A 25,892-nucleotide genomic window follows, 5' to 3' on the forward strand; every position below is an offset into this window, starting at 1 on the left:
TCCGGCCGTGCTCGCAACCCGACGATCGCGTCCGACCGTGTTCGTATGTGTTCGTACGTGTCCGCATGCGTTCGCAGCCGTTGACCGGGCGGTGCCGGGCGGTTTGAGTGAGCGGACACCCGCCCCGCCGGGGCCCTCGCACCCACGGAGTTCGCCATGACGCCTGGTCTCCCGGCCGAGGACCGCGACCGGTCGCCCTTCACCGGCTGGACCCGGGAGCACTGGGCGGCGCTGGCCGACCGCACGGCGGAAGCGGTCGCCCCTTACCGCTCCCCCAGGGGGGCGTCGATCGACCTGCCCGGCCCGGCGAGCCGCAACGGCCGCCGCTCGGACGGTCTTGAGGGCTTCGCCCGCACCTTTCTGCTGGCCGGATTCCGGGTGGCGGGCGAGGGCGGCGCCGATCCGGCGGGGCTGCTGGAGCGCTACGCGGAAGGGCTCGCCGCCGGTACGGACCCGCACTCGCCCGAGGCGTGGCCGCGCCCCGACGAGCTGGACCAGGCCAAGGTCGAGGCCGCCTCGATCGCCCTGGTCCTGCAAGCCACCCGCCCCTGGCTGTGGGACCGGCTCGACGACCGGGTACGGCAGCGGACACTGGACTGGCTGGGCGCGGTCGTCGGACAGCGGTACCCGCCGATCAACTGGGTGTGGTTCAGGATCGTGGTGGAGTCCTTCCTGCGCGAGGCGGGCGGCCCGTGGAGCCCCGCCGACATCGAGGAGGACCTCGACGTCCACGCCTCGCTGCGGCGCCCCGGCGGCTGGCTCAGCGACGGACAGGAGCGGGCCTACGACCATTACACCGGATGGGCACTGCACCTGTACCCGCTGCTGTGGACGCACCTGTTCGACGTGACGGGGACGCTCTGCGCACCCGAGCTGCGCGGCAGGTGGCAGGACGACCTCGGCGCGTATCTCGACGACGCGGTGTGCCTGATCGGGTCCGACGGATCCCCGCTGCTGCAAGGGCGGAGCCTCACCTACCGCTTCGCCGCCGCCGCGCCCCTGTGGGTCGGGGCACTGACCGGCACCGGAAGCCTCAGCCCCGGTCTGATACGGCGCGCGGCCAGCGGTATGCTGCGCCATTTCCGCCGGCAGGGGGCGTTCGAGCCCGACGGACTGCTCCGCCTCGGCTGGCGCGGGGAGTGGCTGCCGATCCGGCAGGCGTACTCGGGACCCGGCTCCCCCTACTGGGCGGCCAAGGGCATGCTCGGCCTGATGCTCCCCGCCGACCACCCGGTGTGGACGGCCACCGAGGAGCCGTTGCCGGTGGAAGAGGCCGATGTGACACGGGTGATCGCCGCTCCCGGCTGGCTGGTCTCCGCGCGGCGGTCGGACGGCGTCGCGGTGGTCCTCAACCACGGCACCGACCACGCCCGCCCCGGGGACTGCCACGCCGACGCGCCGCTGTACGCCCGCCTCGGCTACTCCACCGCCACCGTGCCGCCGCTGACCGGGCCGACGACCTCGGATCCGCTCGACAACAGCGTCGTCGTCCTGGACGAGACCGGTCGGGCCACCCACCGGAGCGGCTTCACCACGCTCTTCGCCGAACGCCGAGCCGACGGCGTCCTCGTGGCGGCGTCGCGGGGCCGGGTGCGCTGGGTCGACACCACCGGCGACGCCGCACCCGACCACGGCTCCGGCCGCACCGGCCCGCACATCCCGGGCCCGCTCGTCACCGTCGCCTCCGTACTGCGCGCGGGCAGCGAGGTCCGGCTCGTCCGGCTCGACGCCCCCGAGGGGCCGTCGGCGGCGTGGCGGGCGGTACGGCTGGGCGGCTGGCCGCTTCCCACCGACGCGGGCCCCGCGCACACGCCGGGCGAGGAGGGTGACCACGCCGAGGCGAGCGACGGGGGACTGCGCAGCGCCGTAACCGGCCTGCGCGGATTCACCCGGGCCGGCGTGTTCGTCGAGGACGGCACGACACCCCTCGCCCGCCGGACCGCCGTCCCCTGGCTGGCCACCCCGGAGCCCGTGCCGCTCGGCGTCGTCCTGGCCGCGTCCGTCCGGCTCGACCGCGGCGTTGGCGACAGCCCGGACCCGGCCGTGTCCGTTCGGGACGGAGGCGACGGAACCCACCAGGTGACGGTGGAGTGGCCGGACGGCGTGCGCGCGGACGTAGCCCTGCCCGCGCCCTGACGCGGCGGCGCTGGGCACCGTCGGGTCAGCCCCACCAGGTCCGGACCCTGAGGTAGGCACGCGGCTGCCGCACCGGGGGGTCCGGTGCGGCAGCCGCCCGTACGAGGCGTCAGGCGGGTGTCAGGAGGCGCCGCACGTCAAGGTGGGGGAGACCCAGTCGGCGTGGTCGTTGCCGTTGCCGTCGCCGCCGTCGCCGACCGACAGGTCGAGCACCTGGCCGCCGGTGACGGGGACGTCGAGGGAGACCGGCGCCGACCTGCCGTTCAGCACCGCCGTCGTGGCCAGCACCTTGCCGTCGAGCAGCACCGAGAAGGTGACCGTGCCCGGATCACCGTTGTCGACGCCGACCGTGGCGGTGAACCTGCTGCACCCGCCGGCCAGGTAGATCTGCACGTCACTGGGCGAGTTGGTGCCCAGCCCCTTGGCGTAGACGGTGCCGCCGAGCTTCAGCGGGGTACCGTCGCCGGCCGCGGTGTTGCCGACGCTCTGGTCGCGTTCGACCGGCCCCCAGCCGTTGGCGGAGGACAGGAAGGCCAGGTCGCTGACCTGGTCCGTACCGGCCGGCGGGGGCGCCGGCACGGCGCCGACCACCCGTTCGTCGGCGACGGTCACGGTGCGGCCGCCCTGGGTGAGCCGCGCCTTCGCGGAGAGGGTACTCACCGCGCCGAGGGTCGCCGGGGCCGTGACGGTCCAGCTGAAGGACGCGGTCCCGCCGCCGCGGATCTCCCGGACGACCGGCGGTGTCGAGGGCGAGCCGACGGTCCAGCCCGCCGGGGCCGTCAGCCTCGCCGTGACGTTCTTGGCGGTGGGCTCGCCCTGCGGTACGGCGACGGTCGCGGTGGCGGTGAACCGCTGTCCCCCGCTGACCGAGCCGGGCACCTGGAGGCTGACCGCGGACTTCGGCGCGGCCGGCATCGCGTAGCGCGAACGGTCGTACCGGGGGCCGCGGTTCTGCGCGACGGTCAGTGACGATGCGTAGCTGCCGTAGTCGGTGAGCGCGACCTGGCCGAGTCCGCCGGTGCTGCCGTCGAGGTTCCACACGGCGATGGCGACGGTGTTCTCGCCGTGCGGGTTCAGCACGCCGTTCGGTACGGGGAAGCTGTGCTGCGGGCCGCGGTAGTTGACGTAGTTGCCCATGTCCCAGCCGTTGACGTAGATCTCGGCGCGGTACTTGCGGGACGGGTCGTCGGTGATGGTGAGGCCGAGCGAGGTGTCCTGCCCCTTGGGCAGCTTGAGCTTGACGTCGGTGGTGTACCAGGAGACGCCCGGGGTGGTGTCGGTGCTGGGGAGCTCGACACTCTGCCAGCCCTTGGTGGGGTAGCCCGGCAGCGTGTAGCCGGCCCGTTCGCCGTACAGGCCGCCGGTGTTGAGCGGACCGCGGACGGTGTCGACGGGCTGCTCGCCGCCGCGGGCGCCCTGGAGCCGCCAGGTGACGGAGGCCAGCGGGTCGCCGGTGAGGATGGCTCCGGTCAGGCCGCGGGCGGCCTTGTTGCCGCTGGACGCGTTGTAGTCCTCCTCATGGCCCATGTCGACGGTGAGCACCGAGACGACGTTGTCCGCACCGGGCTTGAGAGCGCCCGCCGGGAAGGTGTACGTCTTCGGGCCGTCGGCGGTGGCGCTGCCGAGGAAGGTGCCGTTGAGCCAGACCGAGGAGGCGGCCGCCCCGCCGCCGCTCTGCGCGGACAAGGTGATGCCGGTCTCCTTGCCGGTGTCGGTGAAGCGGCCCCGGTACCAGGTGCTGCCGGTGTGGAAGCCGTAGTCGTCGGCGAAGAGAACCGGCAGGGAGCCGGGGGTGGTGGTGCTGTTGGAGGTGGTCTTGTCGGCCACCTGCCAGCCGGAGTCGTCGAATCCGGGCTGGGACTCGGGCGATTCCTCTGTGTGCTTCCACCCGGTCAGCGCCGGAAGGGAGATGGCCGCCGCGGTCGGGATGGACGCGGTACGGCTGCCGGTGGGCGACACCTTGGTGTGCAGGTTCTTCCCGTTCCAGCTCACCGACGTGGCGCCGGTGAACACTTCGATGGAGGTGTCGGTGCCGTTGTCACCGGTCAGCGCCAGAGCCGAGCCGTGGCTGACCGCGCCGCGCAGCAGGTGGGTGCCGCGGACCAGGACCGGGCCGGCCGACGTGTCCTGCCGCCAGAAGGTCTTGGCGGTGTCGGTGTCGGCGAGCAGCAGCAGGAGCGGGTGGGCGCCGCCGTTGATCGAGACCCGGGTCAGGCCGGTGTGGCTGTAGTTGAGCCGCAGGTCACCGGTGGCCGGGTCCCAGGTGGAGGTGACCGCGCCGCCGGTCGCGCTGACCGTCGGGCGGGTCGGGTAGTTCAGCACCGTCTCGCCGTCGGAGCCGTGGTCGCCGTAGAGCACCGCGATGTCGCGGCCGGCGATGGTGGCGTTGGTCATGATCTCCGAGGTGGAGTAGCGCAGTCGGCTGCCGCCCAGGTCGTAGTCGGCGACGATGATCTTCGAGGCGCGGCCGTCGAGGCCGATCGAGGTCCCGGGCTGCTGCGGGATCGTGTAGACGGGCGCGGCCGAGGCGGCCCCGGTGGCGACGTCGATCGCGTCGACGGTGACGAACGTGCCGGTGGCGGCGGGGTTCTTGGCCCCGGTGGCCACGATCTTCAGGGTGTGCGGGCCGGCGGGCAGGCCGCTCACCTGGTAGGCGGTGTACTGGTTCTGCTTGGCGGCGGCGTACAGGTCGACGGTCTTGACCTTGCCGCCGTCGAGGTAGACGTCGGCGGTGCCGTGATTGGTGTCGAGGTTGGTGATCCACTTCACGCCGGTGCCGGTGAAGTCGATGCTCGCGCTGTCACCGGCCAGGCTGGAGAAGGACTCGGTGTGCTGGTAGTCACCACCGGTGTAGCTCTGTTCGGCGCCGACGTGCGACCAGGTGCCGGCGTAGGTGATCGCCGGGTTCGGGTCGTCGTAGGTGTAGCCGCTGTGCGCGCCGAGGTCGATGGTGACGTGGGCGCTGTCGGTGCTGGTCGCGGTGGAGTCGCCGTGCCGCAGTACGTGGAACTGCGTGCCGGTGTCCGGGTTGGCCCGCGCGGTGTCCACGATCTTCGGGTTGTCGGTCGGGACCGTGGGCAGCGGGTCGGTCTTGGTGAGCGGGGCGACGGCCTGGGTGAAGTAGCCGATCAGCTTGTCCTCGTCGTACTTCGGGTCCAACTGGCGGGTCTCACGGATCGCGGCGCCGTAGTCGTACGACGTGTAGTTCTCCGGCTCGCCCAGCCAGCCCCAGTTGGTGCCGCCGTAGGTCATGTAGAAGCTCTGCGCGGTCGCGCCGACCGCGATGTTCTGCTTGTAGAACACGTCGGCGAACTGGTCGTTGATCAGTTGCGCGCACTTGTCGTAGCCGGGTCCGCCCCAGGGGTCGAAGGCGCCGCCCTGGAACTCGGCGGTGGACAGCGGCTTTCCGGCCACGTGGTCGTAGCTGATGTCCGGGACGCCGTTCCACTTCGTGGGATTACTACAGTTGAAGCCCTGCGGGTAGGAGTCCGCGGCGTCGACGTCCAGAGCGGCGTCCCCGGCGTTGAAGGTGCCGTTGTTGTTGCCGACCAGTGGCACGGTGATGCCGTCGGATGTGGCCTTGTCCTCCAGGTGCTTCATGTACGCGCGCCCGGCCGCGGTGCCGTTGTAGTACTCGTTCTCCACCTGGTAGTCGATCACCGAGCCGGTGCCGTTGGTGAGTTGGTGGCGCGCCAGGATCCGGTCGATCTGGCCCTGCCACTGGTCGCTGTACTTCAGGTAGGTGGGGTCGCTGGTGCGGGTGGTGCCCGCCGTGGTGGACAGCCAGCCGGGGAAGCCGCCGCCGTCGACCTCGGCGTTGATGTACGGGCCGGGCCGGGCGATGACGTAGATGCCGAGCTGGTCGGCCATGTCCAGCAGCTTGTCCACGTCCCGTACGCCGGTGAAGTCGTACACGCCGGGTGCGGGGGAGTGGTAGCCCCAGTCGAAGTACAGGGAGACCGCGTTGAAACCGGCCGCCTTCATCTTCTGGAGGACGTCGAGCCAGAGGTCCTGGCTGGGCAGCCGGAAGTAGTGGAACTCGCCCGCCCACAGATAGGTCCGCTTGCCGTCCACCAGGTACGAGTAGCCGTCATAGCTGACCGTATGGGTCCGCTGCGGAGCCCCGGCGGGAGCCGCCCCGGTCGTCGCCGCACCGGACACGCCGTGCGTCGGCGGCGCGGCGGCGGCCGCGGCGGCTGCCCCGGTGAGGAGCCCGACGGTCATGCCCAGGGCCGCGCCGATCGCCAGGCAGCGGCGTACGATCCCGTGCGCCGCACGGTGAGTGGTCATCCTCGACCTCCACGCTGTGCACATGAGTGCACGTGAGTGAATATGAAGCCCCCACCCGCCCGCGGATCGACCATGTACGACCAGAATCCATAGCCGAGTCATGAGCGAACAAGTTGGTTTTCGTTGGGAAGTGTGGCATCGGCGCTGTCGGCCTGCAATGGTCGGGACGGAAGAATTTCCGGTTTCAACCGCTGGCGGCGACACACGAGATAGGGGAGCACATGTCCGTGGCCACGTACGACAACCCGGTGATCAGCGGGTTCCATCCCGATCCGAGCGTGTGCCGGGTCGGCGGCGACTACTACCTGGTGTGCTCCAGCTTCGAGTACTTCCCCGGGCTGCCGCTCTTCCACAGCAAGGACCTGGTGCACTGGCGGCAGATCGGCAACGTGCTCGACCGGCCCGGACAACTGCCGCTGCCCCTCCCGGGCGCCAAGGCGTCCGGCGGCCTCTACGCCCCCACCATCCGCCACCACGACGGCCGTTACTGGGTCGTCAACACCAATGTCGACGGCGGCGGCACCTTCGTCGTTTGGGCCGAGCGTCCCGAGGGGCCGTGGAGCGACCCGGTGTGGATCGACCTGCCGGGGATCGACCCGGATCTGGCCTGGGAGGAGGACGGGACGTGCTGGTGCGCGTTCTCCGGACCCGAAGGCGGCATCAACATCGCCAGGATCGACCCGGCCGAAGGCGCGGTGCTGGAGGGGCCCTTCGCCACCTGGTCGGGCAGCGGCCTGAAATACCCCGAGGCGCCGCACTTGTACCGCATCGGGCAGTGGTGGTACCTGCTGATCGCGGAAGGCGGCACCGAGCGCGGCCACAGCGTGTCCATCGCCCGCGGCCGGTCGCCGCGCGGCCCGTGGGAAGGCGCGCCCGCCAACCCCCTGCTGTCGCACAGCGGCACCGCCCGCTCCATCCAGAACACCGGCCACGCCGACCTGGTGCGGGCTCCGGACGGCAGTTGGTGGATGGTGCTGCTCGGCGTCCGGCCCCGCGGCTTCACCCCGGACGTGCACGTACTCGGCCGGGAGACGTTCCTGACGCCCGTGGCGTGGGACGAGGAGGGCTGGCCCGTCGTGGCGCCCGTCCCCGAGCGGCACGAGGCTCCGGCGGGCGCCTGGCACCCCGTTCCGGCGGTGCCGGCCCGTGACGACTTCGACGGGCCCGCTCTCGCGCCGCACTGGATCTCGCCGTTCGCCCGCGCCGAGGAGTCGTGGTCGCTCACCGAGCGCCCGGGCCGGCTGGTCCTGAACGCCACCGGCGCCACCCTCGACCGTCCCGGGTACACCTTCGTCGGCCGCCGCCAGCAGCACCACGGCTGCCGGGTCACCGCGGAGATCGACGCCGGCGCCGGGCGCGGCGGCCTCTGCGTGCGCCTGGACGAGGCGCACCACTACGAACTCGACATCGGGGGCGGCCAGGCCGCGGTCGTCGCCCGGATCGGTCCGCTGCGCCAGACCGTGGCCAGCCGGCCGGTGCCGCCCGGGCCGCTGGCCCTCACCGTGGTGATCAGGACCTCCGACCTGGTGCCCGCGTCGCCCGAACTCACCGGCGGCGCGGCCACCGGCCCCGACACCATCGCCTTCTGGCTCGACGCTCCCGACACCCCGGGCGCCCGGCCGCTCGCCGAACTGGACGGCCGCTACCTGTCCACCGAGGTCGCCTGCGGCTTCACCGGCCGCGTCATCGGGATGTACGCCACCGAAGGCACCGTCGCCTTCGACTGGTTCACGTACACCCCGGCCGCGGCGCCCTCCGCCTGACGCCCCCGCCCGCCCCCGCCTGCCGCCCGCCCCCGCCCGCCCCCGCCTGACGCCGGCCCACGGCCGGGCGCGGGCGGGCGGGGGCGAATCCGCGGGTCGGGCGAGAGCGGTCACAAACGGGTCGTGGACAGGCCGAACACCGTGGTGTGGCGGTAGACCTGCCCCGGGCGCAGGACGGAGGAGGGGAAGTCCGGATGGTTCGGCGCGTCCGGGAAGTTCTGGGTCTCCAGCGCGAAGCCGTAGCTCTGCCGGTAGGCGGTGTGCCCGGTGCCGACCAGCGTGCCGGTCAGGAAGTTGCCGCTGTAGAACTGGATGCCGGGCTGGGTGGTCCACACGCTGAGGGTCCGGCCGCTGTGCGGGTCGACCGCGTGGGCCGCGAGGGTGGGACTGCCGCCGCCCCCGTTCACCGCCCAGTTCAGGTCGTACCCCTGACCGGTCAGCAGCTGCGGATCGGCCGCCGCGACGCGCGCGCCGATCGCCGTCGGCCGGGTGAAGTCCATCGGCGTGCCGTGTACGGGCAGGCGCTCACCGGTGGGGATCTGGAGCGCGTCGACCGGGGTGTACCGGTCGGCGTTGAGGCGCAGCAGGTGCCCGTAGACGTCTCCCGAGGACTCCCCGGCCAGGTTCCAGTACGTGTGGTTGGTCAGGTTGACCACGGTCGTCTTGTCCGTGGTGGCGCGGAAGGTGAGCGTCAGGTGGCCGCTGTTGTCGAGGGTGTACGTGGCCTGCGTCGTCAGGGTGCCGGGAAAGCCCATCTCGCCGTCCGGGCTGACGTACTCCAGCCGCAGGCCGACCGAGTCGTGGCCCTGTTCGACGGTCGGTGTCCAGATCTTCTTGTCGAACCCGACGGTCCCGCCGTGGAGCGCGTTGCCGTTGTTGTTCACCGGCACCTGGTAGGTCACGCCGTCGAGGGTGAACCCGCCGCCCGCGATCCGGTTGGCGTACCGGCCGATCAGCGCCCCGAAGTACACCCCTCCGCCGGCCTCGGGGCTGTTGTGGGCGACGTACTCGTCCAGCGTGGCGAAGCCGAGCGCGATGTCGACCGGGCGGCCGCGTCCGTCGGGCACCTGCACGGACTGGAGGATGCCGCCGTAGGTGAGGATCTTGACGGTCAGGCCGCCGGCGGCGGTCAGCGTGTAGCGGTGGACGGCGGCCCCGTCGACCTGCCCGAAGACTTCCCTGCTGATCGTCGGCGCGTGCCGGTGGGAGGCGGACGCGGCGCTCGCGGTGCCCGGAGCGGCCAGGGCCCCGGCGCCGGCCGCTGCCGCGGCGGCGAGTGCGTGTCGTCTGGAGAGTGAGGTCATCGCTGAGGTCCTTGTCAGGTGTCGGTGGGGAATGTGTTTCGGTTAGCGCTAACATCGACGTCGCGGAGGTTCACGTGCGAACTGCGGGCTGAGCGACACCCGGAGCCTGGTCGACCGCCAAGGACACCACCTGCCGAGCGCCGACCGCCCTCGCCTCGTGGCGGCCAGAAGTGGGCCCGGGCCTGAGGCGCCGGTGAATCCGGCCGGAGTCAGCCGATCGGCGGCCTGAGGCCAGGGGGCGGGGACAGGTCCGACTGTCCCCGCCCCGTGCCGTCCGGCGGGAGGAACGTGTCAGCCGCCGGGCCGGACCGATCCGGCGACTCCGGGCTCAGCCGGTGGTGCAGGGCCGGCCGCCCAGCGTGAAGGCGGTCGGCGGCGGGTTGGCGCCCGTGTAGGTGGCGTTGAAGCCGATGGTGGTGGTCGTGCCCGGCGGCAGGACACGGTTCCAGGAGAGGTTGGTCGCGGTGACCCGGGTGCCGGTCTGGCTCCAGTCCGCGTTCCAGCCGTTGGTGATCCTCTGGTTGCCGGACCAGGCGAAGCCGAGGGTCCAGCCGGTCACGGGGGCGGCGCCGGTGTTGGTGAGGCCGACGGTGGCGGTCAGGCCGGTGCCCCAGTCGTTGGCCGCGTAGGTGACCTTGCAGGTGGCGGTGGAGGTGCCGGCCGGCTTCACCGTCACCAGGGCCGCGGTGTAAGGGGCCAGGGTCTGGGTGGTGGCGGTGCCCCGGGCCGCGGTGCTGATCCCGGTGCCGGGCGGCTCCAGCACAGAGGTGTCCGGGGCGCCGGCGGCCGGCGTGAAGCCCGTGTAGCCCAGGTTCACCGTGTAGGAGGTGGCCGGATCGTCGTTGACGAGCATCACCTTGACCGAGCCGTCGGCGGACTTCACCGCGTACGCCTGCACCATCGGCTCGCCGGAGGCGGCCTTGACCACGGTGTCGCCGGGCCGCAGGAAGGCGCCCGCCAGTTTCAGGCCGTAGTACGCGGGGAACGGCGTGTCGGCGGCCGGCTCGCACACCTGCTGCCCGCCGGAGGTGCCGCAGGAGGCGTCGGACAGCACGCCGTAGTCCCCGTAGGAGGCGGTGCCGTACAGGTCGGACCCGTTGTCGCCACTGGTGACGATGCCGTTGTGGAGTTGCCACCAGTCGACGTTGGCGACGCCGCTGCCGATCCACCCGGCGTAGTCCTGGATCGCGTAGAGGGCGTTGACCTGGCCGACGGTCTGCTTGCCGGGGTTGGACGAGACGGAGTTGGTCTCGGTGAGCATGACCGGCAGGTCGGCGGTGCCCGCGTACTGGGCGAACTGTGAGCGCAGGGCGGCGGTGATGCCGGGGATCTGCGCGGTGTCGGCGAGCAGGCCGGCGTCGGTCGGACCGGGCGGGGTGACGTTGCTGGGGTTCTGCGGGTACCAGTGGACATCGGCGAAGTCGGCGGCGGCGCCGAGGCCCTTGAGGGTGCTCAGCACCGTCTGGTTCCACGGCTGCGGGCTGCCCGGCGCGGTGACGCCGTCCGGCCAACTGCCGGGCGCGGTCAGGACGACGCCCACCTTGATCGTGGGGTCCACGGCCTTCATCGCCGCGATGTACTGGGCGGCGACCCGGGCGTAGACCGCCGGCCCGCAGGTGTCGGGCTGGGCGGCGGGCGGGAAGGTGCTGCCGCAGTGCTCGTCCGGCTCCCAGTAGGCGTTGTAGGTGTCGTTGCCGTACACCTCGTTGCCGATCTCCCAGTACTTGACCTGGTAGCCGTGCTGGACGTTGGCGTACCGCACCCAGTCCGCCGCTATCTGCGCGCCGGTCTCCTGCGGGGCGCGGGTCCTGCCGACCGTGTCGCCGGTGCCGTAGTTGACGGTGATCATCGGAGCGCTGCCCGCTTGGCTGGTCATCGTCATGAACTGGTCGAAGTCACTGGCCTGCCGCTGTCCCGACAGCACGTCGGTGTTGGTCTTCCAGTCGTAGGAGTCCGACGACGTGCCGCCGGGGAAGCGCATGACGCCGACCCCGGCGCCCTTGACCAGGCCGGGCACCGCGGCGTCGGTCAGCTTCCCGTCGTACGTCGAGGCGTTGAGCCCGATCGCCGTGGACGGGACGGTGGCCACCGCGGTGCCGGCGTCGACGCTGACGGCGGCGGTGCCGGCGGCCGCGGGCGCGCCGGATGCCGTCGGCGCGGCGGCGGCCGGCAGCCCGGCGAGCAGCAGCGCGGCCGGCAGGGCGAGTGCCGCCGCCCCGGCCCGGCGCAGCAACAGCCGGGCGGGTGTGGGGGGATTGCGCATCAAGGGTCTCCTCGTGGCCTCGGCGCGCCCGGTGGGGAGGACGGCCGGTGCGGATCGACGGTGGCAGCAGTGGGAGCGCTCCCACAGATCCCACCACGATGAGGGCGTTCCCGCGCGCCGTCAAGGATCGCGGCTACGCAGGCCCCGCTCCGTTCACTTCGGCAGATCGGCGGAGAGGAAGGGCGCGAGGAGAGCGAACAGTGCGTCGGGGCGGTCGAGGGGGATGATGTGGCCGCAGTCCTGGAGGTGGCGTCCGACCAGGTCATCGGCGATGGGACGGAGTTGGCGTTCGAGCCCGGTGCCGATGGGGTGAGAGCCGATGGCCATGGTGGGCATGGTCAGCCGAGCCTTCGTGACGGCGTCCTGTAGCTGCTGTGCGCTGGTGGGCAGGGCCCGGTAATAGGAGAACGCGCAGCGCAGGGCCTCGTTCCCGGTGTACGCGTGCACGAAGGCCGCGCGGATGTCGTCGGGTACGCCTCGCCCGAGCGTCCCCGAGTTGAGGAAGAAGTCGAGGTACGGGGCCTCGTTGCCGGCCAGGACGGTCTCGGCGAGGCCGGGGACGGCGTGGAAGCCGAACCACCACGGGGCGCCGCCCGCGATGACGTGTTCCGCTCCGGGCAGGCGGCCGAGCAGTCCCTCCATCACGACCAGGCGCCGGACGAGGCCGGGGCGGCGCAGCGCGAGCAGCACGGCGGGGGCGGCGCCCGCGTCGATGCCCACCACCGCTGCCGAGGGCTCGCCGAGAGCGCCGAGTAGCCCTTCGGCGTCGGCGGCGAGGGTGCCCGCGTCGTAACCCTCGACGGCTCGGGTGCTGGCACCGAAGCCTCGCAGGTCGGGGGCGATGACCCGGTACTGCCCGGCCAGCCGGCCCATGATGTCGCTCCAGAGCTGCCAGGTGTGCGGGAAGCCGTGCAGCAGGAGAACCGCAGGTCCGTCCCCGGCGATCGCGACGTTGAGTTGGACGCCGTTCGTGGCGATGCGGTGGAGTTGGTGAGCGGTGGTGGCGGGCATGACGGCTCCTGCGAGTGGTTACCATTGGTGACCACAGAACGATAGGTAACTGTCCGACCGCTGCCCAGACGGCACTTTCAGGGAAGGTGGTGAGCCAGAGGTGACCACCCAGGGAGCCCGGACCGCCGGTCGCGGGGGGCGCGGCGATCTGTTCGATCCCCGGTGCCCGACGCGGCAGTTGCTGGACCGCATCGGTACGAAGTGGACGTCCATGGCCGTCAAGACGCTCGCCGACGCCGCACCGGACGAGGTGCGCTTCGCGGAGCTGAGACGCCGGATGCCCGGCGTCTCGCAGAAGATGCTGTCCGTGACGCTGCGAAACCTGACCCGCGACGGGCTGGTGTCGCGCCGGGTCGAACCGACCGTGCCGCCGCGGGTCTTCTACCGGCTCACCGGCCTCGGGCTGTCGCTGGAAGTCGCGCTTGCGGGGCTGCGGACGTGGGCTGAGGAGCACATGACCGAGATCAACCGCGCCGGCGAAGCCGCCGACCGGGAGGTCGATGAGGGATAGGCGGGCCGGTTCCGCGCTCAGCACCGGCGGCCCATTCGCTGGTCGTGCCTGTACGCGACCTGGCAGGTGCCGCCGCCCGTGCTCCCGCCGCTGACCGTCCGCGTGAAGGACGCCGAGCCGGCGGCGTCGGTGGAGTCGTTGCGGCACAAGACGGCCACGGGGTCGCGGAGTTGGGCTTGTCAGCGCTCACAATCCTTCAGTGCCCGGGTAGGCATGGGATCTCTCGGGAAGTGGCGGACGGGCCCGCGTTCGGCTGATCCATGTCACGCGGGTCTTGACGTTTTCGCCCTCTCTTGTCACGCTCGCCTTCGATGCGACAGGTATCGGGCTCTCCGCACTGACAACCTCCACCCCCCACATCGAGCGCCCGCATTGTGAGCGCTCACTAGGATGGTTTGGATGCTTACGCCCCATAACGCCAGTGGTAATCGCTCCCCTGGAAGCGCCGGCGATGACGGGCGCCTCCCACGCGGGGACGCCCCTCGACGAGCACTCGTCGGGCCGGGCCCGCGCCCAACGGCTTCCCGCCGATCTCCGGCGGCGACCTGACAGGCCGGAAGCCGGGCCATCACCTCGCCTCACCGCGGTAGGGAAACCGGCGAGCCCGCCGGGCCCCGGCCGCTTCACGGCCCGATGCCCTCGCGCACCGGGGTCGGGCCGTGCCGACGCGCCACCGCGGGCGGATCCCGCGCGTACCGGCACTCCTGCCGGTACGCGCCCGCCGGCCTCGGCGGCCGTCCCGATCGGCCACCGGCAGGACGGCGTACGGACCACGCGCCGCCCGCCCGCGCAGGCTGGTCCCTGTCCCCCCACACAAGCCGCGTATACCCCGCTCACTCACCGCCCGCCCGCGCAGGGACGCCCGCGACCGTCGGCGTGCCGTGCGCGGCCGGTCGCGGCCGAGCGGGGTCCGACCGGAAGGAGATCGAAGTGCGCCAGACGAGTGGCACGAGAACGTACCGACGACGAGGGACGGCGCTGGGGCTGGGCTTCGCGCTGGCCGGTGCCGCGGCACTCGGCGGTGTCGCCGTGGCCCCCGCGGCGGCGGGCGCGGCCCCGGCCCCGGCCGCCAGGAGCGCCGCCGCCTCGACGGCCACGGTGACCGTGAACGGCAATGCCGGGCTCGGGACCTTCCCCGCCGAAGGCATCGGCCTGAACACGGCCGTCTACGACGGCTACATGAACGACACCCCCATTCCCGGCCTGCTCAAGGCCGCGGGGATCGGCGCGCTGCGCTACCCGGGCGGCTCGTACTCGGACATCTACAACTGGCAGACGCAGACCGCCGTGGCCGGCGGCTACATCGCGCCGAACACCGGCTTCAGCCAGTTCGCCGCCACCGCGAAGGCGGCGAACGCCCAGTCGATCATCACGGTCAACTACGGCACCGGTACCACCTCGCTGGCCTCCGCGTGGGTGCAGGCGGCCGCGGCCGGCAGCACCGCCGTGAAGTACTGGGAGGTCGGCAACGAGATCTACGGCAACGGCACCTACGGCGCGAACTGGGAAACCGACAGCCACTGCAAAACCGCGCTGAACGGCAGCGCGGTGACGATCGGCAACGAGCCCTCGCAGACGTACAACTGCGGCCCGACCGAGTACGCCCAGAACGTCCTCGGCTACAGCACGGCGATCAAGGCGGTCAGTTCGAGCGCCCACGTCTGCGCGGTGCTGACCACGCCGGGCTTCTGGCCGGACAACGTGACCAACGCGGAGTACCCGCAGTCCTGGAACCAGACCGTGCTCACGGCGCTGAAGTCCAAGACGGACTGCGTGATCGTGCACTACTACCCGTCCCAGAGCACCGATTCCGCGGCGAGCATGCTCGGCACGCCGGGCGACATCCCCGGCATCGTCTCGACCCTGCGATCGGAGATCCAGCAGTACGCGGGCGTGAATCCCGCCGGCGTGCCGATCCTGGTGAGCGAGACGAGTTCCCAGGTGGCTTCGGACACCCAGCCCGGCGCGCTGTTCGCCGCGGACATGTACATGTCCTGGCTGGAGAACGGCGTCAGCAACGTCGACTGGTGGGACGAGCACAACGGACCCACCACACCGAGCACCGTGGGGGGCGCCCAGGACTACGGCGACTACGGCATGTTCGCCAACGGCGCGAACAGCAGCGGAGTCACCGAACCGGCCGTCGACACCCCCTTCTCCCCCTACTACGCCGTGCAGATGCTCTCCAAGCTGGGTGGATCGGGCGACACGATGGTCACCTCCTCGTCCACCAACTCGCTGGTGAAGACGCACGCCGTACGCCACGGCGGCAACCTCGACATCCTGATCGACAACGAGGACCCGTCGAACTCGTACACCGTCAACCTCGGCTACAACAACTTCACCCCGGCCGGCGGACCGACCGTCTACACACTCGGCAACAACGCCAACAAGATCACCAGCAGCACGCAGACCTCGGCCTCGAGCGTCACGGTCGCCCCGTACAGCCTGACCGTCCTCCAGGTGCCGGGCAGCGGCGGCACCGGGACCACCGCCCCGGGCGCGCCCGGGCAGCCGACCATCTCGAACCTGGCCTCCACCACCGCGGGCCCGAACACCGGTACGGGGACGCTGAGCTGGCCCGCGTCGACGGCCGGCACCTACCCCGTCGCCGACTACCAGGTCTACCGGCTCGGCAGTGGCGGAAGCAGCACGCTGGTGGGCAGCCCGACCGGCACCACCCTGCCGCTCAGCGGCCTGACCATCGGCGCGGGCTACACCTATGACGTGGTCGCGGTCGACACCCACGGCAACCCGTCCCTGCCCTCGGCACCCCTCACCTTCACCGTGCCACCGCCGGCCGACAGCAGCTGCGCCGTCCACTACGCCCAGACCAGCAGCTGGCCGGGCGGCTTCGGCGGGACCATCACGATGACCGACAAGGCCGCCACCCCGATCAACGGCTGGAAGCTCACCTTCACCTTCCCCGCCGCCGGTGAGGGGGTCCAGTCCGGCTGGAACGGCACCTGGACCCAGACCGGTCAGGCCGTCACGGTCACCAACGCCGACTGGAACGGCACCATCCCCGCGAGCGGTGGTTCGGTCAGTCTGGGCTTCAACGGCGTCGACACCGGCCTGTCACCGGCACCGACCAGCTTCTCCGTCAACGGCACCATCTGCGCGAACAACTGACAGGACCGACAGGACCGACACGACGGACAGGACGGACCAGACCGAAGGGGAGGCACGACGCCATTCTCATCACGCCCCTGGCTGGACAAACCTTTCCCCAATCTATCCGCGATGGCGCGCGACGAGGGCGGTTCTCTCCCTGTATGTCCCATCTCGCGTGCGCCTGTGCGCGACCCGTGCGGCCGGAAAAGCTTTGCGCCGCACGCCCCTTGAGGTACCGCTGGAAGGTGTGCCAGTCTCGTTCAGGCATAGCGCCGGGGCACCACCCCCGGCGGCTGGCTACACACACCTGTGACCCCCCACATCGGGATGTGAGCGCTCACTTCGGAGTGTCCCCGTCCCTTTTTCTCAGGAGTGTCCCTGTGACCCGACGATCAGCCCTGACCCGGTTCCACCATCCGCCTTCCCCGCCGGGTACCGCGGGGGTCCGGCGCCGGCGACCGGCCCGTTTCTGACCCGGTCGCCACCGCCCCATCTCCCGAGAGACGTCCGGGCCGTCTCCGGGCGGTCATCCGCCCTGCTCATGAGTCGGCTCATGGTGCCCAGACCTCCGTACCGGCGAGGCGGGCGGGTGATCGCGGCCCGCCGCGCGCCCGCTCGTCCCCGGCCGGGGAAACGGCTCTCGCGCCGCTGCCCCGGCCGCCGGTCCTCGGGAGACCGCCGTCCCCGCACGTCTGTCCTGAAGGAGGCTCCGATGTTCTACCACGCGACTCCCGGACCGGCCGGCCTGCGCCGCATCAGACCGCTCACCGTGCTCCTGGTGGCCCTGGCCTTGGCGCTGACCGCTGCGGTCTTCGGCGGGCGGGCGGCCGCGAACGGCCCGGCCACGGCCGCTCCCGCCGCGCGCCAGGCCGCCCCGGCCGCCGCCGCTTCGCTACCGTGTGACATCTACGGTGCGGCCGGTGTGCCGTGTATCGCGGCGCATTCGACGACGCGGGCGCTGTTCGCGGCGTACAACGGACCGCTGTACCAGGTTCAGCGCTCCTCGGACCACACCTACCGTGACATCGGCCTGCTGTCGGCCGGTGGCTATGCCAACGCGGCGGCCCAGACGTCGTTCTGCGCCAACACCTCGTGCACCATCACCAAGCTCTACGACCAGACCACCCGGCACAACGACCTGCCGATCTCCTCCGGCGGCTACTGGAAGGGCCCCGGGCCCAACGGCTCCGACATCGGCGCCAACGCGGCGGCCCTGCCGATCGTCGCGGCCGGCCACCAGGTCTTCGGCGTCAAGGTGACGCCGGGTGTGGGGTACCGCGTCGACCACGCCTCCGGGGCGCCCACCGGCTCGCAGCCCGAGGGCATCTACATGGTGACGTCGTCCAACTATGTCAACCAGTGGTGCTGCTTCGACTACGGCAGCGGTGAGAACTCCCACACCGACACGGGCAACGCGACCATGAACGCCATCTACTGGGGCACCGCCTGCTGGTTCGGCGGCTGCACCGGCACCGGCCCCTGGGTCGAGGCGGACCTGGAGAACGGCATGTACCACACCGGCAGCGGCTCGAACAAGGACCCCAACAACCAGGGCGTCCACTTCCCCTTCGTCAGCGCCTGGGAGAAGAACAACGGCAGCAGCAACTTCACCCTGAAGTACGGCAATGCCACCAGCGGCGGCCTGACCACGACGTACTCCGGCGCCCTGCCGAAGGGCTACTCACCGATGAAGACCGACAGCTCCCTGCTGCTCGGCACCGGCGGCGACAACAGCGTGTCCGGCCAAGGTGAGTTCTTCGAGGGTGCCATCACCGCCGGCTTCCCCTCCGACGCCACCGAGAACGCCGTACAGGCCGGCCTCGCCGCCGCCGGCTACGGATCGACCACCGGCGCCAACACGATCACGGTGACCGACCCCGGCGCCCAGAACGCCACCGTGGGCACCCCGGTCACCGGCCCGCAGATCCAGGCCACCGACTCCGCCTCCGGCCAGACCCTGACCTACTCGGCCACCGGCCTGCCACCGGGTCTGTCGATCAGTTCCTCGGGCCTGATCACCGGTACGCCCACCACGGCGGGAAGCAATTCCGTGACGGTGACCGCCACCGACTCCACCGGGGCCAAGGGCAGCGCGTCGTTCACCTGGACGATCACCGCTGACAGCACCACAGGCGGCACGACCGGCGGCGGCACCGGCAGCACCTGCCACGTCGCCTACACCACGACCAGCGAGTGGTCGGGCGGCTTCACGGCGAACGTCGTCGTCAGCAACACCGGCCCGAGCGCGGTCAACGGCTGGACGGTCGGCTTCTCCTTCGCCGGCGACCAGAAGGAGACCTCCGCCTGGAACGCCGCCCTCAGCCAGTCCGGCCAGGCCGTCACGGCCAAGAACATGAGCTACAACAGCACCATCCCCGCGGGAGGCGACACCTCCTTCGGGTTCCAGGGCACCTTCGCCTCCAGCGATGCCGTGCCCACCTCGTTCACGCTGAACGGCGCGGCATGCGATTGATCGACTGAGTGGCGACTCCGTCCGCGGGGCAGGCAGCCTTACCCCTGCCCCGCGGACAGCACCCGCGGTCAAACAGCCGCTGGCCCCGGGGCCAGCGGGGTCATGGGCTGGCGCAGGTGAGCGAGGGCGTGCTTGCGGCGCCGTTGGCGAGGAATCCGAAGACGGTGGACGCTGCGGGCTGTAGCGATCCGTTGTAGGACGCGTTGGTCACTGACGCGGCCGAACCGCTGGTGGTCAGTGTGCCGTTCCACACCTGGGTCACGGTCTGCCCGCCGGCGAGGGTCCAGCGAACGGTCCAGCCGCTGACCGCCGCGCTGCCCGCGGTCACTTTCACCTCTCCCTGGAAACCGCCGTTCCACGCGCTGACGGTCGTGTACGTCGCCGTGCAGGCGCCGCCCGAGGTACCGCCGGTCGTCGTACCGCCGGTTGTCGTACCGCCGGTTGTCGTACCGCCGGTTGTCGTACCGCCCGTCGTCGTCCCCCCGGTGGTGGTGCCTCCTGTGGTCGCGCCGCCGGACGAGCCGCCGCCCGGGGGCACGTACGGGCACTTGCTGCGGTAGATCGAGACGCCGCTGGGGTCCGCCAGCGCCGGGCACAGGAACTGCGTGTACCGGGTGTCGTTGTCGACGAAGGTCTTGAGCCAGGGGATCAGGATCCGCATCTCGGTTGTCTCGGGGTGCGTGTACCAGACGTGGTCGGCCCCCGCGATCTGCACGAAGTCGCTTTGCGTGGCGGCCGGCATCGTGGCGTACAGGCCGTCGAGGTAGGACGGCGTGACGACGGTGTCGTTCTGCCCAGCCATGACCATCGTCGGGACGTGGTCGGTGGACATGTCCTGGGACGGCGAGAAGGGGGCGAGGGCCACCGCCGCCTTCAGCGACGGCCGGTGCTCGGTCGCCCAGACCACGCCCCCGCCGCCCATGGAGTGACCGATCACCGACAGCCGGTTCGGATCGACGCGGTCACGCACCGGACTCTTCTGGACGAGGTAGTCCAGTGCCGCCAGCAACTCCGTCCCGCGCGCCACGTCGTAGTCGGTACGGCTGTTGGTCTCGACGCCGATCACGACGAACCCGAAGGAGGACAGCCACGGTCCCATCCAGGCTTCCTCGTTCGCGAACAGCGCGGTGTAGCCGGGCACGATCGCCACCGCGCCCCAGGTGCCCAGGCTCGTGTCGGTCGGGTAGTAGATCGTCCCGCCATTGAAGCCGTTGCCGGGGGCCACGCTCACCTGCGCCGTGGCGAACGGTCCCTTCGAGGCCGCCACGCTGGCCAAAGTCGGGTCCGGCCCGCGCTGGTAGCCGTTGTCGGCCGCGGACGCGGGCTGAAGCGCGAGCATCGCGACGACCAGACCGACGGCGGCGACCAACGCGGCCGCGACCAGCTTGAGGGGCCGGCGTCGTAAGGGGGATTCCGCCCGACCCGCCCGGGAGCCGTCGGGCGCTATCCGTGCGGTTGCCGCTTGTCGCATCACACATCTCCTTGCCGGTGCGGTCGGAAAGAGGGGCCCGGGATCCGGGTGTCGATCCGTGCACGCGAGTGCCGGACCTGCCGGCCGGCACCGCCGGGACGCGGATGACGTTCTTTGTTGAGCCGACGCATGAAGATCGTTCTCCTTGCGTGAGTGGGGGGAATGTCCGAGCGAGCGGTCGGACGACATGTCGCTGGGTGCGGTCGGACCGGGCAACCCGCCCGGGTCGTCCGCCGTGCGGCACGCGGGTCGGGTCAGTGGGGTGCGGTGCGCGCGGGTGCGCGGCCGATGGCCGGGGAGAGAGCTGTCGCCGCCGAGGTACCCGCGGTGGTGCAGGCGCCACCGTTGAGTGTGAAGGCGGACGGTGCGGTGTTGGTGCCGGTGTAGGCGCCGTTGAAGCCGATCGTGGTGGAGACCCCGGTGGGCAGGGACGCGTTCCAGCCGGCGTCCTTGACGGTGACCGCGGCTCCGGTCTGCGACCAGGTTCCGTTCCAGCCCTGGGTGACCTGCTGGCTGCCGCCGAAGCGGAAGGCGAGTTGCCAGCCGTTGACCGGCGCCGCCTTGTTGGTGATCGTCACGCTCGCGGTGAAGCCGGCGCCCCAGTCGCTGCTGACCTGGTAGGCGACGGTGCACCCGCTCGGGGAGGCCTGGCTCGTGGTGACCTGTACCGGGGTCGACGCGGGCGAGCTGCGGCCCGCGGTGTCGGTGGCCACCACCCGGAACGTATAGGAGCTGCCCGGGGTGAGGCCGGTGACGGTGGCCGTGGTCGTCGAGGCCGGGACGGTGGCCAGCGGGGCCGTTGTGGCCGGGTCGCCGGCATAGACGCGGTAGTCGGCCAGCGGTGAGGTGCCGGCTGTGGCGGCGGCCCAGGACAGCGTGGCGCGGTCGGATCCGATCGCGGAGGCGGTCGGGGTGCCGGGGGCCGAGGGCGGGGTGGCCTGGGTCGAGCCGGCGGGGATGACGTACTCGGTGACGGAGTACGCGGGGAACGTGGCGGTGAAGGAGCCGCCGCTCAGCGGCTGATCGGCCGGGTGCTGGATCGCGGCGGGGTCGTCCTGGCCGTAGCGGTAGACCTGCGCCGCGGCCGGGAGGGCGGTGCGGCCGGTCACGGAGACAGGCGCGGCCAGGTCGCCGGTGGTCTTGTTGATCACCATGACGGTGGTGGCGTGGTCGCTGCTGCGCTCGGCCGCGTAGACCGACAGTTTGTCCTGGTCGGCGCTCGCGGCGTGGACGGAGGTGTCGCCGAAGGTGCCGCCGGCACCGTCGTAGTTCAGGAACATGCGGAAGGCGTAGGCGCCGGGGTCGGTCGCCTTGGGCGGCGACCACAGGGTCGCCAGGTCCAGCCCCTCACGTCCGAAGATGCCCAGCACGTCGGCCTCCGCCAAGGCGCCGTCGATGTGGTCCAGCGCCCCCCAGTTGTACTCGGAGACGGCCAGTTTCGTGCCGGGATAGTTCTGGTCGACCAGCGAGCGCATCCGGGGGATGAACTGGATCGGCTGGTTGATCCAGCTCTCGTCGATGTAGGTGGGGTCCCACAACTGCCGGGTGGAGCGCAGCCGCAGGGCCTGCGTGGCCCCGTCGTCGGCGCTGCCGAACACGCCGGACTGCTGGGGGTAGATGTGCTCGTCGAAGTAGTCCAGGACGCGGCGCCCGTGGGCCAGGTCGTACGCCTTCATCTGTTGCAGGTACCACGGAGCGAACTGCACGCCGCCGTGGGCGGCGGCGTCCGGCGGGTTCGACCAGCAGCTGCCGCCCTGCTCGCCGCACACCTTCTGGTCAAGGCCGGAGTAGATGAGCGAGTTGAAGCCCCAGCCCACCGGGCCGAGGGTCTGCGCGGCGGGGTCGGCGTCCTTGACCGCGGCGGCCGTGGCGTAGGTCTTGTCGCGCAGCTCGTCGTAGCTCGCGCCGTCCGGATGCACGTCGCGGTGCGTGCTGTGCCACAGGTCGGGTTCGTTGTCCAGGTCGTAGAAGCGCACCCCGCCCTTGTCGGCGGTCCCGTAGGCGCTGTCGAGGTACCGCACCCACCCCTTGACGAAGTCGGCGCCCGCGGGGGTGCTCGTCTCGGCGGGATCGTTGCCCGTGATCAGGGTGCCGTCGGGCTTCTTTCCGTTGCCGCAGTCCGGACGCCACTGGGCGTCGGTGTCCTGCTGGGCGCCGTACTCGGCGACGCTGAATCCGCAGCCGTCGTCGCGGCCCTTCGCCGTCCAGCCGACCATCGGCACCGTCATCACCGTGCCGCTGCCGGTCCTGCGGTTCTGCTCGACGAACTTGTCGGCTTCCGACCCGGCGGGCAGAGCCGAGGTGTCGTTGTTGTAGTGGAGGTCCTCGAAATACCAGTCAGACCCGGCGTTGTAGGCGTCGAGTTTGTAGTTGTAACGGGTGGTCGCGTTGCCGCCCCAGCGCCGCACCGGCAGGCGCAGGTCCGCGGCGAGGTCTTCGTCGGCGAAGTTCATGCCGTAGATCTCCGGGGCGATGGCGTGCCGCCCGGTCGTGGCGTCCACGGTGATCGCCGGGCCCGCCGTCGCTGCGGCGCTCGGCGGCCGGGCCGCTCCGGTGCCGGCGGCCTGCGCCGCACCCGGACCGGCCAGCAGCAGGGCGAACGCCGCCAGGGCGGCAGTCTTGTGTGTCGTACGCATGGTCTCCTTCTCGGCGGCCGGCACCGCGAGCCGCCCGGTCCGCGGCATCCGAAGACGCACAGCCGGCACCGACGACCAACGACGCCACGGCCTTTCGTGGGGGGTGGAACGACCGCGCCGCGGGAACCCGCCCCCCCCGATCGGAACGGACGACCGGACAGGGCGGCGGGCCTCCAGCCGGGCGATCACGCTTGCCCGGTCGGCGGCGCGACTCCTACGCCCGCCGGACGGGCGGACCGTCCGGGCGTTCGTGGGAGCGCTCCCATTGCCAGGAGTCTGGAGTTCCTGGACCGGGGTGTCAACACATGCGCACGAGGACCCGCTGCCCGCGCCCGGCACGGTGCGGCGGGGGGCCGTGCGCCCGCCGGCGGCGATCAGGGCACGCCGACGGACCCGCGGGCTCATCCGAGCCGGCCTGCTACGGGCCGAACTCGGGGCGCTCGATGAGGTGAGCCGTAGATCGTGGCGCCGGTCAGCAGGTATGCGAACCGGTCTCCGTACGAGCGGAGGCGGATCCGGGATTCCTCGGAGGTCCGCAGGAGCGGGCACCCGCTTGGGTGCCCGCTCGTTCAACGGCGGGCCCGGGTGGTGAGTCAGGGTGTGGACAGGGTGAACTGGCCGACCTTGACGGAGCCTCCGAGCGCCTGCGTCGCGTAGTCGAAGAGGGCGAACCGGTACCCCATGAAGAACTGCCAGCTGTTGTCCATCGTGAAGCCCGGCCCGAAGGCGGTGAAGTTGACGCCGTCGGTGCTGTAGGAGAAGTGCCCCTGCCTGCCGGTGCCCGGATGGATGTCGGCGTTGACGCGTAGCCAGACCTTGCCCCCGGACAGGGCTGTGCTCGCTACCTCGGTGCCGGTGCTGGTGGTGTTCCAACTGCCGTCCATGGTGATGTTGTTGGTCATCACCAGCCGGGCGGTGCCGTTGTCGCGTTTGACGCCGATCCAGGCCGAGGAGTTGCGCAGGAGCGCGAGTCCTGCCCGGTCCCCGTCGTGCATGCCCGAGTAGTCCAGCGGGACCGTCGCGGTGGACGTGGGTCCCAGGATCCGGTGGGTCAGGGTGTTGCGCGCCGAGTACAGGTCGTTGGTCACCGTCGCGGTCTTCAGGGTCAGACCGTTGCTCGCGGACCACTTGGTGTTGTCGGGGTTGTGGTTCCACTCCCACTCGGGTCCGAGATCGGGCCCGGTGAAGGTGTCGGTGCCGGTGGGGGATTTCACCTCACGCGGCGGCGCCGGCACGTTCGGGTACGGATAGGTCGTACCCCAGCCGCCGTTGACGGTCTGGAGCACCGGCCATCCGCTGGAGTTCCACTTGACGGGGGCCAGCACCGGGACGCGTCCGCCGGGGTAGGAGTCGACGAAGGCCATGTAGTACCAGTCGCCGTTCTGCGTCTGCACGATCCCGCCCTGGTGCGGAACGCCACCGCCGACGATGGGGGTGCCGATGTTGTTGAGCAGTGGTTGTTCGGTGTACGGGCCGAAGGGGCCGTTGGTGGACTTCAGGACGTATTCGGCGTTGGCTGGGTGGTCGACCAGGATGTAGTAGGCGCCGCCCACCTTGTACATGCGGTTGCCCTCGGTCGTTCCGGTGCTGGACGGATCGGTGAACACCGCCTGGCTGCGGACCTGGCTCAGCCCGTCGGCCGACAACTGGGCGACGTAGTGCGTGCCGCTGCCGTAGGCGACGTACATGGTGTCGTTGTCGTCGACGAGCATTCCGGCGTCGTAGTAGCAGTTGTTGATCACCGAGCCCCGCGTCCAGGGGCCCTCGACCGAGGAGGCGGTGTACATGTACGTCTTGTTGAAGTCGATGCAGCCGCCCCAGTAGAACTTCCCGTTGCTCTTGCGGTAGTTCAGGAACGAGGCCCACACGCCGTCGACGTAGGCGCGCCCGTTGCCGTTCAGGTTGTACTTCTCGCCGAAGTCGAGCGAGGGAACCGAGTGGCCGGCGAACTCCCAGTGGACCAGGTCGTAGGAGCGCAGGATCGGTGCCCCGGGCGAGTAGTGCATCGTCGAGGCCGAGTAGTAGTAGGTGTCACCCACCCGCAGGACGTCCGCGTCGGCGAGGTCCTCCCAGAGCACGGGGTTGCTGAACGTCGACGGGGACGACGGGGGACTCGTCGGCGGCGTGGTCGGGGGTGTGGTCGGGGGTGTGGTGGGGGGCGTGGTGGTGACACCGCCGGTGCAGGTAGTCCCGTTCAGGGTGAACGCGGTTGGGACCGGGTTGCTTGCGGTGTACGCGCCGTTGAAGCCGAAGGTGGTGGATCCGCCGGTGGCCAGGCTGCCGTTGTAGGAAGCGTTGGTCACGGTGACCTGGGTGCCGCTCTGAGCGTAGGAGCCGCTCCACAGCTGGGTGATGCTCTGCCCGGTGGCGAAGGACCACGTCAACTGCCAACTGGTGATCGCTGCACCGAGATTGGTAACGCTCACATTCGCGCCGAAGCCACCTTGCCACGTATTCGTGATGCTGTAGTCGACCTGGCAGCCGCTCGCCGCCTGCGCCGACGTCGCCACGAAGGAGACTCCCACGGCGGCCAGCGCTGTGCAGACCAGGCCGATCAGCCACGTTCTGACGTGCGGTCTTCTGTGTTTGCGATCCACGAGATTCTCCCTGAGTTTACTCAACGTGAGGAGCTGCTGTTAGCGCTCACACACGCGGATGGGGGGATGCAGGGATGTCCGGGGCCGCCAGGTGGCATTCCTGCGCGGCACTGGGGATTTAGCCTGGCACGCGGCACGGAAGCCCCGCAAGAGGTCGATTGGCGGCGTCGGCGCGGCGGTTCAGGCGGTGGTGAGCGTGGTCGGCGCGGGGGCGAGCGAGGCGCTGCGACCGGCGCGCGGCCAGCGGGATCCGGCCTCGCACCGGCCCGGCCCGCCACCGCTTCAGGTGGCTCGGCAAGCCGATGACGGACGCCGGGGTCGAG

The 25,892-nt window shown here is 71.2% G+C and carries 12 protein-coding genes; 5 read left to right on the plus strand and 7 right to left on the minus strand.

The window, feature by feature from the left end:
- The first annotated feature begins 156 nt into the window (after positions 1–156).
- On the plus strand, positions 157–2,136 hold the full coding sequence (locus OG519_RS30175) for a DUF2264 domain-containing protein (RefSeq protein WP_405590477.1): 1,980 nt from the start codon (positions 157–159) through the stop codon (positions 2,134–2,136).
- A 120-nt stretch (positions 2,137–2,256) separates the two neighbouring features.
- On the opposite strand, the gene OG519_RS30180 is transcribed toward OG519_RS30175, so the two are convergent.
- Positions 2,257–6,426 (minus strand): beta-galactosidase, encoded by a 4,170-nt coding sequence (locus OG519_RS30180; protein WP_405590479.1) that lies wholly within the window; start codon positions 6,424–6,426, stop codon positions 2,257–2,259.
- A 227-nt stretch (positions 6,427–6,653) separates the two neighbouring features.
- Between OG519_RS30180 and OG519_RS30185 the strand changes: the two genes are divergently transcribed.
- Positions 6,654–8,189 (plus strand): glycoside hydrolase family 43 protein, encoded by a 1,536-nt coding sequence (locus tag OG519_RS30185; protein ID WP_405593119.1) that lies wholly within the window; start codon positions 6,654–6,656, stop codon positions 8,187–8,189.
- Positions 8,190–8,299: 110 nt separating this feature from the next.
- Here OG519_RS30185 and OG519_RS30190 read toward each other — a convergent pair whose 3' ends face one another.
- The 3 genes from OG519_RS30190 to OG519_RS30200 all read right to left on the minus strand — a co-directional run bounded on the left by OG519_RS30190 (position 8,300) and on the right by OG519_RS30200 (position 12,767).
- A complete protein-coding gene (locus tag OG519_RS30190; RefSeq protein ID WP_405590481.1) occupies positions 8,300–9,493 on the minus strand; it encodes an aldose epimerase family protein in 1,194 nt (397 codons plus the stop codon).
- A gap of 328 nt (positions 9,494–9,821) precedes the next feature.
- Entirely contained in the window at positions 9,822–11,756 is a 1,935-nt protein-coding gene (locus OG519_RS30195) for a cellulose binding domain-containing protein (RefSeq protein WP_405590485.1), read from the minus strand.
- A gap of 153 nt (positions 11,757–11,909) precedes the next feature.
- The gene (locus tag OG519_RS30200) at positions 11,910–12,767 is read right to left on the minus strand and encodes an alpha/beta hydrolase (RefSeq protein ID WP_405590488.1); all 858 of its coding nucleotides are present in this window, start codon (positions 12,765–12,767) and stop codon (positions 11,910–11,912) included.
- Between the two features lie 100 nt (positions 12,768–12,867).
- On the opposite strand from OG519_RS30200, the gene OG519_RS30205 reads away from it, so the two are divergent.
- From OG519_RS30205 to OG519_RS30215, 3 genes are all read left to right on the plus strand, one after another.
- Positions 12,868–13,278 (plus strand): winged helix-turn-helix transcriptional regulator, encoded by a 411-nt coding sequence (locus OG519_RS30205; protein ID WP_405590491.1) that lies wholly within the window; start codon positions 12,868–12,870, stop codon positions 13,276–13,278.
- 930 nt (positions 13,279–14,208) lie between these two features.
- Positions 14,209–16,410 (plus strand): cellulose binding domain-containing protein, encoded by a 2,202-nt coding sequence (locus tag OG519_RS30210; protein ID WP_405590494.1) that lies wholly within the window; start codon positions 14,209–14,211, stop codon positions 16,408–16,410.
- Positions 16,411–17,104: 694 nt separating this feature from the next.
- A complete protein-coding gene (locus tag OG519_RS30215) occupies positions 17,105–18,865 on the plus strand; it encodes an arabinofuranosidase catalytic domain-containing protein (protein WP_405590496.1) in 1,761 nt (586 codons plus the stop codon).
- 100 nt (positions 18,866–18,965) lie between these two features.
- Here OG519_RS30215 and OG519_RS30220 read toward each other — a convergent pair whose 3' ends face one another.
- The 3 genes from OG519_RS30220 to OG519_RS30230 all read right to left on the minus strand — a co-directional run bounded on the left by OG519_RS30220 (position 18,966) and on the right by OG519_RS30230 (position 25,569).
- Positions 18,966–20,336: a cellulose binding domain-containing protein gene (locus OG519_RS30220; RefSeq protein WP_405590499.1), complete on the minus strand. Its 1,371-nt coding sequence runs from the start codon at positions 20,334–20,336 to the stop codon at positions 18,966–18,968.
- Between the two features lie 254 nt (positions 20,337–20,590).
- Entirely contained in the window at positions 20,591–22,972 is a 2,382-nt protein-coding gene (locus OG519_RS30225) for a glycoside hydrolase family 44 protein (protein WP_405590502.1), read from the minus strand.
- Positions 22,973–23,565: 593 nt separating this feature from the next.
- Entirely contained in the window at positions 23,566–25,569 is a 2,004-nt protein-coding gene (locus OG519_RS30230) for a family 43 glycosylhydrolase (RefSeq protein ID WP_405590505.1), read from the minus strand.
- Positions 25,570–25,892 lie beyond the last annotated feature (323 nt).

The sequence above is a fragment of the Streptomyces sp. NBC_01190 genome, assembly GCF_045039895.1.
In the GTDB taxonomy this organism is placed as follows: Bacteria; Actinomycetota; Actinomycetes; order Streptomycetales; family Streptomycetaceae; genus Actinacidiphila.